Below are 13,612 nucleotides of genomic sequence, written 5' to 3' on the forward strand. Positions count from 1 at the left end.
TCAGCCGATCCTGAACTCGGAGATCCGGACGCCCTCGCCGACGACGAGGTAGACGTCGGTCCTTGCGGCGATGCGGGGCAGCTGCGCGGTCGTGGTGGCGTACGTGTACCGGCTGCCCGTGCTCGCGACGGTCGCCGTGCCGAGCAGCCGTCCAGTGGGTGAGCCCTGCCGGATCTGGATCGTCGCGGTGCCGGCGGACTCCTTGGCGATCCGCGCGGTGAAGGTGCGGCCGATCCGCGCGTCCTCGTAGGAGGTCCACTGGCCGGCCGCGGTGGCGCCGACCGCCGTGCCGCGGGCCTTGGACTCGTCGACCAGCCGGACGCCGGCGTAGTCGTCGAACGCCTCCGCCCGGGTGGTGCGGGTCAGGTCGCGGGCGGGGATCGTCTCGCCGTGCACCCGCAGGGCGCCGCGCAGCCGGATGTCGGCCGAGGACGAGCCCACCAGCACGTCGTGGGTCGCGCTCTCGAGCACCCACCGGCCCCGGGTCACGTCCCAATGCGCCAAGTCGGAGATTCCGAAGGCGAGTGTCACCGTACGGGTCTGCGCCGGCGCGAGGCTGACCCGCTGGAACGCGCGCAGCTGCTTGACCGGTGTCTTGTCGCGCGAGGTGCGCTGGTGCGTGTACAGCTGCACCACCTCGTCACCGGCGCGGCGGCCCGTGTTGGTGACGTCGACGGTGACCGTGGAGCCGTGCACCCGCAGGTTCGCGTACCGGAAGGACGTGTACGACAGGCCGTGGCCGAACGCGTACAGCGGCTTCTCGCGGGTGTAGAGGTAGGTCTGGTTCGTCGAGATGATGTCGTACTGGTTGAGGTCCGCCGGCAACTGGTCGTCGGAGCGGTACCAGGTCTGGGTGAGGCGCCCGGCCGGGTTGGCGGAGCCGAACAGCACGTCCGCGACCGCGTGCCCGGTCTCCGCGCCGGCGTGGGTGGTCCAGACGATCGCGGGCACGTGCTCCTGCTCCCAAGTGATCGTGTCCGGGTAGCTGGTCTGCAGCACGACGACCGTGCGCGGGTTCGCCTTCAGGACCGCCTCGACCAGCTCGTGCTGGCCCTCGGCGAGCGCCATGGTGGTGCGGTCGTGCGCCTCGCGGCCGTTGATGAACGGCATGCTGCCGACCACGACGACCGCGGCGTCCTTGCCCTCGACCGCGGCCACGGCCTGGTCGACGCCGCTGCTGAGGACCTCCTTGGTGAAGTGCGCGGCGCCCGCGGCGGTGGCCGAGCCCAGCGCGAGCCTGCCGTCCGCGCCGACGGTCACGTACGTGTTGGCGCCGAACCAGCTCTCCTGCGTCTCGTAACCCGCGTAGTGCAGCACGTAGGTGCCGTCCGGCTGCTTCTCCAGCTTGAACTGCTGCTGGACGTACCAGCCGTTGGGCTGGTCGTCGCGGGTCACGAACGGTCCCCAGTTGTAGCCGAGGTACTTGCCGGTGCCCACGTTGCGCAGCGTCTGCACGCCCTGGCCCCAGTCCACCGCGTCGAACTGGGCGTTCGTACCGGCGCTCGCACCGGTCGCGGTGACCGGCGTGGTGTCGGTGGTGCCGTTCGACGTCACGTAGCGGCCGGTGGCCACGTCCTTGAGCGCGATGCGGTCGGCCGCCTCGCTGGTGGTGACGGCGGCGGAGCGCTCCCGGATGCCGTCGGCGGCGGTGACCCGGTACGGCAGGTTGGCGCCGTACCAGTCGCTGTAGAGGGTGTCGGCGAGCGGGCCGACCACCGCGACCTTCTTGCCGGTCGGCAGCGGCAACGCCTGCCGGTCGTTCTTGAGCAGGACCATCGCCTTCGCGGCGGTCTCCCGGGCCAGCCGCTGGTGCGCCGGCGCGTTGATGACGTCCGCGCCGATCCTCGCGTACGGGCCGCCGTCGGGGTCGAACTCGCCGAGGCGGAAGCGGATGCTCAGCGCGTGCCCGGCGGCCTCGTCGATGTCGTGCTCGGTGAGCAGTCCCTGGGCCAGCGCTGTCTTGATCGCGTCGACCGTGGGCTGCCCGTTCGCGTTGTCCACGGTGAAGCTGTCGTTGCCGGCCTTGACGACGGCGGCGTTCGCCTCGGGCTGGGTGGCGAAGTACTGCTGCGAGCCGGTCAGGTTGTACGGGGCGTACGCGTCGCTGACGTTGAACAGCGGCTGGTCGCTCCACCGGCGCAGCAGCCCGCCGAGGTCCGGGTCCACCGTGGCGGGCCGGCCGTTGACCAGGTTGTACGAGCTCATCACGCCGGTGGCGGCGCCGGCCTGCAGGGCGGGCTTGAACGCGGCGCGGTCGTACTCGTTGAGCACCCGCTGCGGCACGTTCGAGGAGGTGACGTCGCGCCCGGCCTCGTTGTTGTACGCCAGGTAGTGCTTGAGCGTCGGCGCGGTCTTGAGGTAGCGCGGGTCGTCGCCGGTCAGGCCCTTGCCGTACGCGGTGGAGATCGCCCCGGTCAGCAGCGGGTCCTCGGAGTAGCCCTCCTCGTTGCGTCCCCATCGCGGGTCGCGCAGCGGGTTGACCACGGGCGCCCACAGGTTCAGCCCCCACACCCGGTCGTTCTGCGCGTGGTAGCCGCGCGCCTCGTCGCCCACGACCGAGCCCACCCGCCGCAGCAGCGCGGGGTCCCAGGTGCTGGCGAGCCCGACGGGCTGCGGGAAGGACGTGCCGCTCGCGGTGACCACGGCGCCGTCGTTGTCGGCGTCGTTGGACCAGGCGACGCCGTGCAGCGCCTCGGTCCCGGCCTTGAAGAGCTTGATGCCGAGCCGCGGGATCGCCGGCTGGTACTGGTGCAGCAGGGAGATCTTCTCGTCGAGCGTGAGCCGGCCGACGAGGTCGTCGACGCGCCGCTCGAGGCTCAGCCGCGGGTTCTGGAAGGGGTACGCGGGCGCGGCCAGCGCGGCGCCGGGCAGCCCGGGCAGGGCCAGCACGGCGAGGGCGAGCGCGGCGACGCCACGGCGGACGAAGGCCTTTCGCATGGCACGGTCCTTTGCGTCGAGGACACGCTGAATCGCCTTTCCGGCACCGATACCAGAAAGGTTGCGTCCAGATGGAAACCGCTGGTCAGCGGTGGTTAAACAATCAGTCGAAGCGCTTCGACGAGACGGTTGTCGGTAACAACGGCGAAATACAGTGGATGGTTGCCAACCATAGATGTCACACGATGCGAAGGCAACAGCCGCGCGGCGGTCTCACCAGTCGAACTCGGCGCCCCGGGTCGTGCCGCCGGGCAGCAGCGACCGCCCGGTGTAGCGCCACGTCTCCACCACGACGTACCGGCCGCCGCGCGGCGCCTCGAGGTCGACCGGACCGCACGTGTGTTCCAGCGCGGAGTCGGTGAACATCAGGGCCGCGCAGGTGTGCGGTCCGGCGACGACCTCGTCGGTGCGCGCGTCCTGGACGGTCAGAGTCACGTCGGCCTGCACCCCGGGCGTCGCCTCGATCCGGCCCTTGACCCGCACCTTGCCGCCCAGCGCCTGGCAGGGCTGGGCGAGGACGGGATGCCCGATGTCCCAGGTGAACGCCGCACCGCACTCGTACGGGCCGAACCGCACCTCGGCCTCGGCGCCGGCCGCGCCGCCCGGCAGCCGTACGGCCGCCGACACCCGCGCCGCCGGGTCGCCGGACTCCTGCTGAGACGGTGCCGGCGACGGTGCGGCCGCGGCCGCTTCGCCGGGGGTGGCCGCGCCCGGCACCCCGAGCGCCGCCCTGGACCGCGGCGCGCGAGGCGCGCTGCCGGCGCCGGTGACCGGCAGCCCGGGCAGCACCGCCGCCGTGGCGGCCGTGTCACGGTCCTGCAGCCAGGCCCGGAAGCCGGTGACGCCGGACGCGGTCAGCGCACCGCCGACCAGCGCCACGAGCGCCGCCCGGCGTCCCCACGCCCAGCTGCCCGGCCGGTTCGGCGGCCGCCGCTTCGGCCGCTGCTGCCGCGCGGGAGCGGCAGGAACCGCGCGTACCTGCGATTTCGGCTCCGGCGGCGCCTCCGCGGGCGGGGCGGTCATCGCGGGCACCCCACGCAGGTCGCCGCAGAGGCCGCCGAGCGTCCGCTCCAGCTCATCGGCGGCCGGGCGCCGCGCCGGGTCCTTGTCCAGGCAGGCCGAGACGACCGTCCACACCGGATCCGGCATCCCGTCCGGGCGCTGCGGCGCCTCGTCCAGGTGCCCGCGCAGCACGGCGAACGGCTCACCCGTGTACGGGGTCCGCCCGGTCACCAGCTCGTGCAGGACGACACCGAGCGCGTACACGTCCGCGGCCGGGGTGGCATCGCGGCCGCTGATCACCTCGGGGGCCATGTAGTACGGCGTCCCGATGACCGCGTGCGGGGTCGTCACCCCGGGTGTGTCCAGGATCCGCGCGATGCCGAAGTCGGTCAGCTTGACGTCCGGCCGCTCCTCGTCGCCGTGCAGCAGGATGTTGTCCGGTTTGACGTCGCGGTGCACGACACCCAGCGCGTGCGCCTGCCCGAGCGCGGCGCACACCTGCGCGAGCAGCCGGGCCGCCTCGGCGGGTTCCAGCGTGCCGGCGGAGCGGAGCCGCTGCCGCAGGCTTCCGCCGCCGACGAAGTCCATCGCCAGCCCGAGGGACTCCCCCACGCTGAACAGGTCCCGGACGCCCACGATCCGCTCGTGCCGCAGCATCTTCAGGATCGAGCGTTCCTGCACGAACCGCGTGACCAGCTTGGGCTGGCGCAGCAGGCCCTCGTGCAGCAGCTTCACCGCCACCTGGTCGCCGGAGGTGCTCTCCAGCCCGCGCCACACGACGCCGGTGGCGCCCTGCCCCACGGGGCAGATGAGCACGTACGAGCTGCCCACGCACCGTCCGCTGAGATCCATCGTCGCGACGTCGCCGTTCAAACCGGGTGGTGTCCTTCCACGTCTCCTCGTCGGGGCGCGGACGATGGTGGCCGTCGATGCGGGTGCCCGGCAATGGGCGTACGCCCGATCTGTCATGAAGCGCGAGCATCCCGCCCGGCCCGTCACCGGCGGTCCGCCGCCTCGTTGGGCAGGGATGATCCCGGGCCGCCGATGTGGCGTTCGTCGCTTGTCCCGGCTCCCGCGGCGAGCAGGACTACGATCCGAATCAGCAGCAAACGTTCAGCGTGCTCCGGGGTCGGTGAAAGTCCGAACCGGCGGTGACAGTCCGCGACCCGACCGCAGCCGGCGGCCGGTTGACCCGGTGGAATTCCGGGACCGACGGTGAAAGTCCGGATGGGAGGCAGCACGCGGACGCCCGGACCACCCGCGTGCGCGGTCGCCCCCCCGGCGTGCACCTTCGCTGACCTGTGGAGGTGGGCCCCGATGCACTGGCTCGACACCCTGCTCACCGCGTTCTACGACGCCAAATGGCAGGTCACGGACACGCAGGCGATCTACTGGCGCGAGATCGTCGGCAACGCGTTCGGCCTGGGCTCGGCGCTGTTCGGCCTGCGCCGCAGCGCCTGGGCGTGGCCCGTCGGCATCGTCGGCAACGTGCTGCTGTTCACCGTCTTCCTCGGCCAGGCGCTCGGCAACGACCAGGGCACCCCGCTCTACGGCCAGGCGTCCCGCCAGGTCTTCTTCATCGCCACGAGCGTCTACGGCTGGTGGCGCTGGCGGCAGAACAGGCACACCGCGGGCGGCGCGGCGGTGACACCCCGCTGGGCGACCGGGGCGCAGCGCGCCGTCTTCATCCCGCTCGCGCTCGCCGCGGTGGTCCTGTGCTTCTACGTCTTCCGCGCGGTCGGGGCGGGCTTCCCGGTCCCTTGGTGGTACTACCTCGCGGACTCCTGGATCTTCGTCGGCTCGATCCTGGCCACGTACGCGATGGCCCGCGGCTGGGTCGACTTCTGGCTCTGCTGGCTCGCGGTGGACCTGGTGGGCGTCCCGGAGCTCCTGCACTTCCGCTACTACCCCTCCGCGATCCTGTACGCGGTGTACGCGGGCTTCGTGGTCTGGGGCTTCGTGGTCTGGCTGCGCATCTCCCGCAAGGAGCAGCCGCAACGCGTCGACTCGCCCACCATGGAAACGGTCGCGTGAGGCCGGCGGGCGTGCGGTAGGGGCGGCGGTCACGCCCTCGACGATGTGATGCTGGTGCTGATCGGCGTGGGCCCCGACGGGCAGGTGCACTGGGCGCAGCGCCTTCCCGCGTAGGGGCAGGGCGGGCGGTCCGCCGGGTACGTTGGCGGGACCATGGGCGTGCTCCGAACCGTCGTCGCCGCGCAGGCTCGCCTGCGGTGGGCCGTCGTGCTGGCCGCCGTCGCCGTGCTGTGCAGCATCCCCGCGCTGGCCGGGCTGAGACCGGTCCGGGCCGCCGCCGTCGATCTCGCGACGCTGCGCGAGCGGATCGCCGCCTCCGGGCGGCAGGCCCATGAGGGGTACGCGCTCAGCAGCGGCCTGCTCCCCCTGCCCGCCCTGCCGGACCTCGAGCAGGTGACGTCGCTGGTCACCGGCACCACCGAGCTGCGCACCTGGTACGCCGCCCCGGACCGCTGGCGGGTGGACGTGATCGACGAGGCCGCGGAACGGGACCTCTACCAGACCCCCGAGGCGCAGTACGCCTGGGACTACGGGCAGAACCAGCTGACCCGGATCGTCGGCGCCCAGCCGGTGCGGCTGCCCCGCGGCGCCGACGTCACGCCGCCCGCGCTCGGGACCCGGCTGCTCGGCCTGGCCGCCGGGGACCGGTTCACGCCGCTGCCCGCGCGGCGGGTCGCCGGGATCGCCGCGGCCGGGCTGCGGATCGTGCCGGCGGCCGTGGACACGACCGTGGCGCACGTGGACCTGTGGGCGGATCCGGGCACCGGGCTGCCGCTGCAGGTGGAGGTCACGGCCCGCGGCGGCAGCAGGCCGGTGTTCGTCACCCGCTTCCTCGAGGTGCGCCTGGGCGCCCCGGACCCGGCGGTCCTGGCTCCCCCGGCGCCCGTGGAGGGCATGGGTTTCACCGTGACCGACACCTCGGACATCCTCGGCGCGATCGACCGGCTGGGCGGCGGTGGGCTGCCGGATCGGCTGGCCGGGTCGCCGCGCCGGGCCACCCCCGTCGCCGCCGCCGGGGCGTACGGCGCCGGGCTCGCGCAGTTCGCGGTCGTGGCGCTGCCCGGCCGGCTCGGCTACCGCACGTACGGGCGGCTGCGGACGTACGGGCAGGCCGTGACCGTCCCGTCGGGCGAGGCCACCGTCCTGTCCACCGGCCTGCTCACCGTGCTGGCCGTCCGCGCCGACCGGACCTATCTCGTCGCCGGGCTCGTCCAGCCCGCGCTGCTGCGGCGGGTCGCCACCGAGCTCGCCGGAGGGCCGGCATGATCGTCACCCGCGACCTGACCAAACGGTACGGGCGCCTCACCGCGGTCGACGGCGTGCACCTCGACGTGCGCGAGGGCGACCGGTACGGGCTGCTCGGCCCGAACGGCTCCGGCAAGACCACGCTCGTGCGGATGCTGCTCGGGCTGGTGTTCGCGACCCGCGGCGAGATCGAGGTGCTGGGCCGGCCGGTGCCGCGCCGGGTCGGCGAGGTGTTGCCGCAGATCGGGGCCATGGTGGAGGGGCCGGGCGCGTACCCGCACCTGTCCGGGCGGGCCAACCTGCGGCTGTTCGACGCGGCCGGGCCGGGCGGGAGCCGCCGGGACCGCCGCCGCCGGGTCGACGAGGTCCTCGAGCGGGTGGGCCTGGCCGGGGTGGACCGGCGGCCCGTGCGGGCGTACTCGCTGGGCATGCGCCAGCGGCTGGGCCTGGCCTCGGCGCTGCTGCGCCGCCCGCGGCTGCTGGTGCTGGACGAGCCCACCAACGGTCTCGACCCGCGGGGCATCCGCGAGGTCCGCGACCTGCTCACCGAGCTCAACGCGAACGGCACCACCGTGCTGCTCTCCAGCCACCTGCTCGCCGAGATCGACGCGTTCTGCACCCGCGTCGGCGTGATGGACCGGGGCCGGCTGGTGCTCCAGGAGGACCTGGCCACGCTGCGCCGCCCGACCGGGCGGGTGGTCGTGGGCAGCCCGGAGCCCGAGCGCGTGGTGGCGCTGCTCGACGGCCGGGTCGAGGGCCGCGACGGGCACACGCTGACCGTGCGGCACGCCGATCCCGCCGCGCTCAACGCCGAGCTCGTCGCCGCCGGGATACCGGTCACCGAGTTCGCGCCCGAGCGGCGCTCGCTCGAACAGGTGGTCCTGGACATGACGACGACCAGCGCCGACCGGGTGGAGGCGGCATGATCGCGGTCGAGCTCGCGAAGCTGTTCCGCCGGCCGCGCACGTACGTGATCACGGGCCTGCTCTGCGCCCTGCCGCTGATCGTCGCGATCTTCCTCGCGACCACCCGGGTGCCGCCGCCGCCCGGGCAGGGCGGCGCGTTCCTGTCCGCCGTGCTGAGCAACGGCGCCCTGTACCCGGCCGCGGCGATGGCGCTGGTCATGCCGGTGTTCCTGCCGGTGTCGGTGGCGGTGCTGGCCGGCGACGCGGTGGCCGGCGAGGCGACCACGGGCACCCTGCGCTACCTGCTGATCCGCCCGGTCGGCCGGACCCGGCTGCTGGCCGCCAAGCTGATCGCGCTGATCGTGTTCGTGCTGTTCGCGATCGTGGCGGTGCTGCTCACGTCGTATGTGACCGGCCTGGCGTTGTTCGGGTCGCAGCCGTCGGCCGGGGTGGCGCTGCCCGCCGACGTCACCTCGCTGTCCGGGGTCACGATCACCCCGGCCGGGCTGGCGCTGCGGATGCTGGGCACGGTCGCGTACATCGTCATCAGCATGCTCAGCGTGGCCGCGATCGCCCTGTTCCTGTCCACAGTCACCGACTCCGCGCTGGGCGCCGCGATGGGCGCGCTCGCGGTGCTGGTCACCAGCCAGGTGCTGGTCACGCTGGACGCGGCCGCGGCGGTGCGGCCGTACCTGCCGACGCGCTACTGGCTGGCCTGGATCGACTTCTTCCGCGACCCCGTGCTCTGGCGTGACATCGAACGCGGCGCCGGCATCCAGCTGGTCTACCTCGTCGTGCTGCTCGGCATGGCGTGGGCGAACTTCCTCACCCGCGACGTCGTCAACTGACCGGGCAGGCCTGCGGCGCCGCCAGCGGCGCGGTGCCGAGCGCGGCGATCACCAGGGCGGTCACGGCCGGGTCGGTGGGCAGCCCGCTGTGCGAGACCTCCCGCCGCGGGCACACGCTCTGCAGGGGTACGTTGACCGCGCCGTCCAGCCGCGCGGAGTCCGGCGGCTGCACGGTCTCGTCGTTCAGCGTCCAGATCGACAGCCACGGCAGTCCCCGCGGCAGATGCTCATCGCCCAGCTCGTCGAGGAGCGCGCTGCCCGGCGCCAGCTGCCGGCACGCCTGCGGGCACGCGTCCGGCGCCAGCGCGGCACCCACCCCGGCGATCCGCGCGCCGTGCAGCGGCGATCCCAGCGTCACGACCCGCCGCGCCACCTCGGCGCCGCGATGCCGGTCCACCCAGAGCCGGGTCACCACGCCGCCCGCGGAATAGCCGACGACGTCGACGGAGAGCGACCCGGCGGCGAGGGCGGCGCGGACCGCGTCGTCGAGCGTCTGCGCCTGCCTCACCAGGTCGCCGGTGCCGCCGTCGGGCAGCGTCACCACCTGGGCGGTACGCCCGGCCGCGGCGAGCCGGTCGGCCAGCCGGGACAGCGCGCCCTGGCTGCCGCCGTACCCGGGGACCAGCAGGACCGTGCCCGGCGTGGCCTGGTCGGGCCGTACGCCGTCGTCGTCGTCACCGCGCAGCAGCCGCACCCCGGCGACGGCGAGGACCGCCACGACGACCGCGGCGGCCACGAGCAGCACCATCCGGCGGCGAGGCGACACGTACCCATGATGCCCCGGCCGGCCGCCGCGGTCAGACGGTCAGCGCCTTGACGGCCAGGTCGACGTCGGCGCTCCTGGGGGCCATGAGCCACTTTTGACATCCTCTCCGCCGTGAAGGACGGAGATTCCCTCCACGCTGCGCGTGGACCGCGCGGCGTCCGGGTGGGTTACCGCTTCCCTGCGCACCGCCGGCACGAATGCCGGTCTTACGTGCGCTCCACGGTCGTTTCGACTCTCCGCCTGTCCGGCGGCGAGCACGTTGATGGCGGCGTTGACGTCCCGGTCGTGAGCTGCTCCGCAGAGGCAGTCCCACGCTCGGACGTTCAGCGCCATCCTTTCGTTGATACGTCCGCAGTCAGAGCACATCCGGGTGGACGGGAAGAACCGGCCCACCTTCGCGAAGCTGCGCCCGTATCGGGCGGCCTTGTACGCCACCATGGCGATAAAGGTGGCCCAGCCTGCGTCGTGGACGCTCTTGGCGAGCCGGGTCCGGGCGAGACCGACGACGCAGAGGTCCTCGACGTACACCGCTTGGTTGTCGCGGATGATCCGTGTCGAGAGCTTGTGCTGCCAGTCCCGCCGGGTGTCGGCCACCCGGGCGTGCGCCCTGGCGACCTTCACGACCGCCTTCGTGCGGTTCGCGCTGCCGAGCTGCTTACGAGAGACGGCCTTTTGCAGCCGCTTGAGCTTGCGCGCGGCGCGGCGCAAAAACTTCGGCGCGGCGATCTTCGTACCGTCGGACATGACTGCGAAGTGAGTCAAGCCCAGATCGATACCGACCTCGGAGCCGACCGGCGGAAATGCCTCGTGCACGCTGGTCTGCACCACGAACGAGGCGAAGTACCGCCCGGCCGCGTCCTTGATGATAGCCACGGATGACGGGTCCGAGGGCAGGCGCCGGGTCCAGCGGACGGGCAGGTCGCCGATCTTCGGCAGGCGCAGGCGGCCATTGTTGAGGACCTTGAACCTGCTGTTCCTGGTGAACCGGATCGCTTGCCGGTTGTCCTTACGGGACCGGTACCGCGGCGGGGCTACCTTGCTGCCCTTGCGCTTGCCCGAAATTGAGGCGAAGAAGTTGCGGTAGCCGGTGTTCAGGTCTGCGAGGGCCTGTTGCAGAACCACGGCCGAAACCTCGGAAAGCCACTCCCGCTCCGGGGTTGTCTTGGCCTCGGCGATGAGCCGTTTGGAGAGCTCGGCATCCGTGACGTACTTCTCGCCCGCATCTCGGGCCTGCTCGCGCAGGCGCAACCCGTCGTTGAACACCACCCGCGCACATCCGAACGCCCTGGCCAGATCGCTCTGCTGACCGGCAGTCGGGTAGACGCGGAAGTTGTACCGGAGTAGCACGTCCAGCACGGTACATCGGTGTTCAGCCAGCCGGGCTGCGGGCTCCAGAGCTCCTGCGCATCCTTGATCTCCACGAGCCGAGTCTGGCACCGGATGCGGCGGCCGGCAGCAGCCAAAGCCGACCGGCTGGCCTTCGACGGGTAATCGGTGGATCCGCCGGGGCCGCGTTGCTAGCGTCGCCGGCATGTACCTCAGCTGAGACATCGCCCGAAGCACAGACATCGCTTCTCACCGCGGAGCGTCGTCTCCGCACGTGTATGTCACAGCAGAACGAGGTTCATATGAGCAACAGCCACACAGTCCGGCTCGCCGCCCTGTGGTGCCCGTACCGGCACGGGCGGCCCTTCCCGGCGCCGCGGTCCGGCGTCCCGCAGGTCACGGTCCGCCCGTGGAGCGGCCTGGCGCCGCGCCGCAATCTCGGCCGGGGCTCCTATCCGCAGCCGCGCACGGCGCCCGGCCGGCGCCGCCGGCATCGGGGCTTCCCGGGGCAGCCGCCGCTGTCCTGGCGTGTCGCGCGGGGTCAGGTCCGGGCACGGCGGCACCTCGGCCGGCGCGGGCGCTGACGACACGTCCGGGGGTCGCGCGGAAAGGCGGACGAGGGTTGTCAGGTTTTGCGGCCAGTATCGGCGGTATGACGACACAACCCTTGGCCGGCAAGGTCGCGCTGGTCGCCGGGGCGACCCGCGGCGCCGGGCGGCAGATCGCCGTGCAGCTCGGCGCCGCGGGCGCCACCGTGTACGCGACCGGGCGCAGCACCCGCGCCCGGCGGTCCGAGATGGACCGGCCCGAGACGATCGAGGAGACCGCCGAGCTGGTCGGCGCGGCCGGCGGGACGGGCATCGCGTCGGCCGTCGACCATCTGGTGCCCGGGCAGGTCGAAGACCTCGTGGGCCGCATCGACGCCGAGCAGGGCCGGCTCGACGTGCTCGTGAACGACGTGTGGGGCGGCGACCCGCTGACCACGTGGCACAAGCCGGTGTGGGAGCAGCCCCTGGAGCCGGGGTTGCGGCTGCTCCGGCAGGCCGTCGACACGCACGTCATCACCAGCCACTTCGCGCTGCCGCTGCTGATCCGGCGGCCCGGCGGGCTGGTGGTGGAGATCGGGGACGGCACGACCGCGTACAACGAGCGCAACTACCGGTTGTCGGTCTTCTACGACCTGGCGAAGTGGTCGGTGAACCGGCTGGCGTTCGCCTGGTCGCAGGAGGTGGCGGAGCACGGCGCGACCGCTGTGGCGCTGACCCCGGGATGGCTGCGGTCGGAGATGATGCTGGAGCACTTCGGCGTCACCGAGGCGACGTGGCGGGACGCGACGAGCAAGGAGCCGCACTTCGCCATCTCGGAGTCGCCCGCGTACGTCGGCCGGGCCGTCGCCGCGCTGGCCGCCGACCCGGACCGAGCCCGGTGGAACGGCCGGTCGGTGTCCAGCGGCGAGCTGGCTCAGGTGTACGGCTTCACCGACCTCGACGGCAGCCGACCGGACGCGTGGCGGTACCTGGTGGAGGTGCAGGACCCGGGCAGGCCGGCCGACGTGACCGGTTACCGGTAGAGCGCCGCCGTGCGCCGCGCGGCGTCGGCGAGCCGGGCCCGCAGCTCGGGCGGCTCGACGACCTCGGCGTCCGGGCCGAGGCCCAGCATGTAGGTGTAGGCGACGTCGAGCGACTCGACCGGCAGCCGGGTCCGGACCCACCCGTCCGGGTCCGGCTCGCCGGCCGACGCGAGGGCCTCCTGCACGGCGACCGGCTCGGCGACGTGCCGCAGCAGGCGCAGACCGTGCGGGCTGAGCCGGACGGTGACGGTGTCGCGCAGCATCTGCCGGACGAACTCGGTGGCCCGGGCGGCCCAGAACGCGGGCAGGTCGAACGCCGGGTCCCGCTCGAAGGTCTCCCCCGTCGGCTCGGCCGCCGTGACGCGGTCCACCCGGTACGAGCGCAGGTCGGCGCCGACCCGGCCGACTAGGTACCAGACGCCGTTCTTGAGCACGAGCCCGTACGGCTCGACCGTGCGGGTCACCTCGTCGCCGCGCCGGTAGCGCAGGGTGAGGACCTCGTCCTGCCAGGCCGCCCGCGCGAGCCCGGCCAGCAGCGGCGGCGGCGCGGCGTCGGCGAACCAGCCGGGCGCGTCGAGGTGGAAGCGCTGCCCGGCCCGTTCGGAGGCCTCGCGCAGCCCGGGCGGCAGGGCCGCGAGGACCTTGCGGCGTACCGCGCGGACCGGCTCGGCCAGGCCCATGTCGCGGGCGGGGCCGGGCAGGCCGGCCAGGAACAGCGCCTCCGCCTCGGCCTCGCTCAGCCCGGTCAGCCGGGTGCGGTAGCCGCCGACGAGCCGGTAGCCGCCGGAGCGGCCCTGCTCGGCGTACACGGGCACACCGGCGGCGGACAGCTCGAGGACGTCGCGGTAGACGGTGCGCTCCGACACCTCGAGCTCCGCGGCGAGTTCGGCGGCGGTGAGAGTGCCCCGGGCCTGCAGCAACAGCACGAGGTTGATCAGTCGGGCGGCTCGCACAGCCGATTCTGGACCGCCCGGAGGAC

At 73.2% G+C, this 13,612-nt stretch carries 11 protein-coding genes and 1 riboswitch; of the genes, 6 read left to right on the forward strand and 5 right to left on the reverse strand.

What is annotated here, in order from left to right; genetic code table 11:
- Both AB0K03_RS18270 and AB0K03_RS18275 read right to left on the reverse strand, forming a co-directional pair.
- Positions 1-2,937, reverse strand: coding sequence for a glycoside hydrolase family 3 C-terminal domain-containing protein (locus tag AB0K03_RS18270; RefSeq protein ID WP_364686002.1), 2,937 nt, complete (start codon positions 2,935-2,937; stop codon positions 1-3).
- A 213-nt stretch (positions 2,938-3,150) separates the two neighbouring features.
- Positions 3,151-4,812 carry a serine/threonine-protein kinase gene (locus AB0K03_RS18275; protein WP_364686005.1) on the reverse strand — a complete coding sequence of 554 codons (1,662 nt, stop codon included), beginning with the start codon at positions 4,810-4,812 and terminating at the stop codon, positions 3,151-3,153.
- 241 nt (positions 4,813-5,053) lie between these two features.
- Positions 5,054-5,184: riboswitch (FMN riboswitch) on the forward strand.
- 72 nt (positions 5,185-5,256) lie between these two features.
- On the opposite strand from AB0K03_RS18275, the gene AB0K03_RS18280 reads away from it, so the two are divergent.
- The 4 genes from AB0K03_RS18280 to AB0K03_RS18295 all read left to right on the forward strand — a co-directional run bounded on the left by AB0K03_RS18280 (position 5,257) and on the right by AB0K03_RS18295 (position 8,971).
- Positions 5,257-5,973: a nicotinamide mononucleotide transporter family protein gene (locus AB0K03_RS18280; protein ID WP_364686008.1), complete on the forward strand. Its 717-nt coding sequence runs from the start codon at positions 5,257-5,259 to the stop codon at positions 5,971-5,973.
- Between the two features lie 153 nt (positions 5,974-6,126).
- Entirely contained in the window at positions 6,127-7,239 is a 1,113-nt protein-coding gene (locus tag AB0K03_RS18285) for a hypothetical protein (RefSeq protein WP_364686011.1), read from the forward strand.
- Positions 7,236-8,144 carry an ABC transporter ATP-binding protein gene (locus tag AB0K03_RS18290; protein ID WP_364686014.1) on the forward strand — a complete coding sequence of 303 codons (909 nt, stop codon included), beginning with the start codon at positions 7,236-7,238 and terminating at the stop codon, positions 8,142-8,144. Before AB0K03_RS18285 ends, AB0K03_RS18290 begins: the two co-directional genes overlap by 4 nt.
- On the forward strand, positions 8,141-8,971 hold the full coding sequence (locus tag AB0K03_RS18295; RefSeq protein ID WP_364686017.1) for an ABC transporter permease: 831 nt from the start codon (positions 8,141-8,143) through the stop codon (positions 8,969-8,971). The genes AB0K03_RS18290 and AB0K03_RS18295 overlap by 4 nt, the downstream gene beginning before the upstream one ends.
- Here AB0K03_RS18295 and AB0K03_RS18300 read toward each other — a convergent pair.
- Both AB0K03_RS18300 and AB0K03_RS18305 read right to left on the reverse strand, forming a co-directional pair.
- Positions 8,964-9,737 carry a lipase gene (locus AB0K03_RS18300; RefSeq protein WP_364686020.1) on the reverse strand — a complete coding sequence of 258 codons (774 nt, stop codon included), beginning with the start codon at positions 9,735-9,737 and terminating at the stop codon, positions 8,964-8,966. The genes AB0K03_RS18295 and AB0K03_RS18300 overlap by 8 nt on opposite strands.
- Positions 9,738-9,776: 39 nt before the next feature.
- Positions 9,777-11,093: a transposase gene (locus AB0K03_RS18305; RefSeq protein WP_364686023.1), complete on the reverse strand. Its 1,317-nt coding sequence runs from the start codon at positions 11,091-11,093 to the stop codon at positions 9,777-9,779.
- 272 nt (positions 11,094-11,365) lie between these two features.
- Between AB0K03_RS18305 and AB0K03_RS18310 the strand changes: the two genes are divergently transcribed.
- Together AB0K03_RS18310 and AB0K03_RS18315 are read left to right on the forward strand one after the other, a co-directional pair.
- Positions 11,366-11,647: a hypothetical protein gene (locus AB0K03_RS18310; RefSeq protein WP_364686026.1), complete on the forward strand. Its 282-nt coding sequence runs from the start codon at positions 11,366-11,368 to the stop codon at positions 11,645-11,647.
- Positions 11,648-11,715: 68 nt separating this feature from the next.
- A complete protein-coding gene (locus AB0K03_RS18315) occupies positions 11,716-12,633 on the forward strand; it encodes an SDR family oxidoreductase (RefSeq protein WP_364686029.1) in 918 nt (305 codons plus the stop codon).
- On the opposite strand, the gene AB0K03_RS18320 is transcribed toward AB0K03_RS18315, so the two are convergent.
- A complete protein-coding gene (locus AB0K03_RS18320) occupies positions 12,624-13,586 on the reverse strand; it encodes a YafY family protein (protein WP_364686032.1) in 963 nt (320 codons plus the stop codon). The genes AB0K03_RS18315 and AB0K03_RS18320 overlap by 10 nt on opposite strands.
- Positions 13,587-13,612 lie beyond the last annotated feature (26 nt).

It is taken from the genome of Actinoplanes sp. NPDC049316, assembly GCF_040677315.1.
Classification (GTDB): domain Bacteria; phylum Actinomycetota; class Actinomycetes; order Mycobacteriales; family Micromonosporaceae; genus Actinoplanes.

Bases quoted from the DNA above. Each gene is read 5' to 3' on its own strand.
- AB0K03_RS18270 (WP_364686002.1), bottom strand. From the start codon at position 2,937: ATGCGAAAGGCCTTCGTCCGCCGTGGCGTCGCCGCGCTCGCCCTCGCC.
- AB0K03_RS18280 (WP_364686008.1), top strand. From the start codon at position 5,257: ATGCACTGGCTCGACACCCTGCTCACCGCGTTCTACGACGCCAAATGG.
- AB0K03_RS18285 (WP_364686011.1), top strand. From the start codon at position 6,127: ATGGGCGTGCTCCGAACCGTCGTCGCCGCGCAGGCTCGCCTGCGGTGG.
- AB0K03_RS18290 (WP_364686014.1), top strand. From the start codon at position 7,236: ATGATCGTCACCCGCGACCTGACCAAACGGTACGGGCGCCTCACCGCG.
- AB0K03_RS18295 (WP_364686017.1), top strand. From the start codon at position 8,141: ATGATCGCGGTCGAGCTCGCGAAGCTGTTCCGCCGGCCGCGCACGTAC.
- AB0K03_RS18310 (WP_364686026.1), top strand. From the start codon at position 11,366: ATGAGCAACAGCCACACAGTCCGGCTCGCCGCCCTGTGGTGCCCGTAC.
- AB0K03_RS18315 (WP_364686029.1), top strand. From the start codon at position 11,716: ATGACGACACAACCCTTGGCCGGCAAGGTCGCGCTGGTCGCCGGGGCG.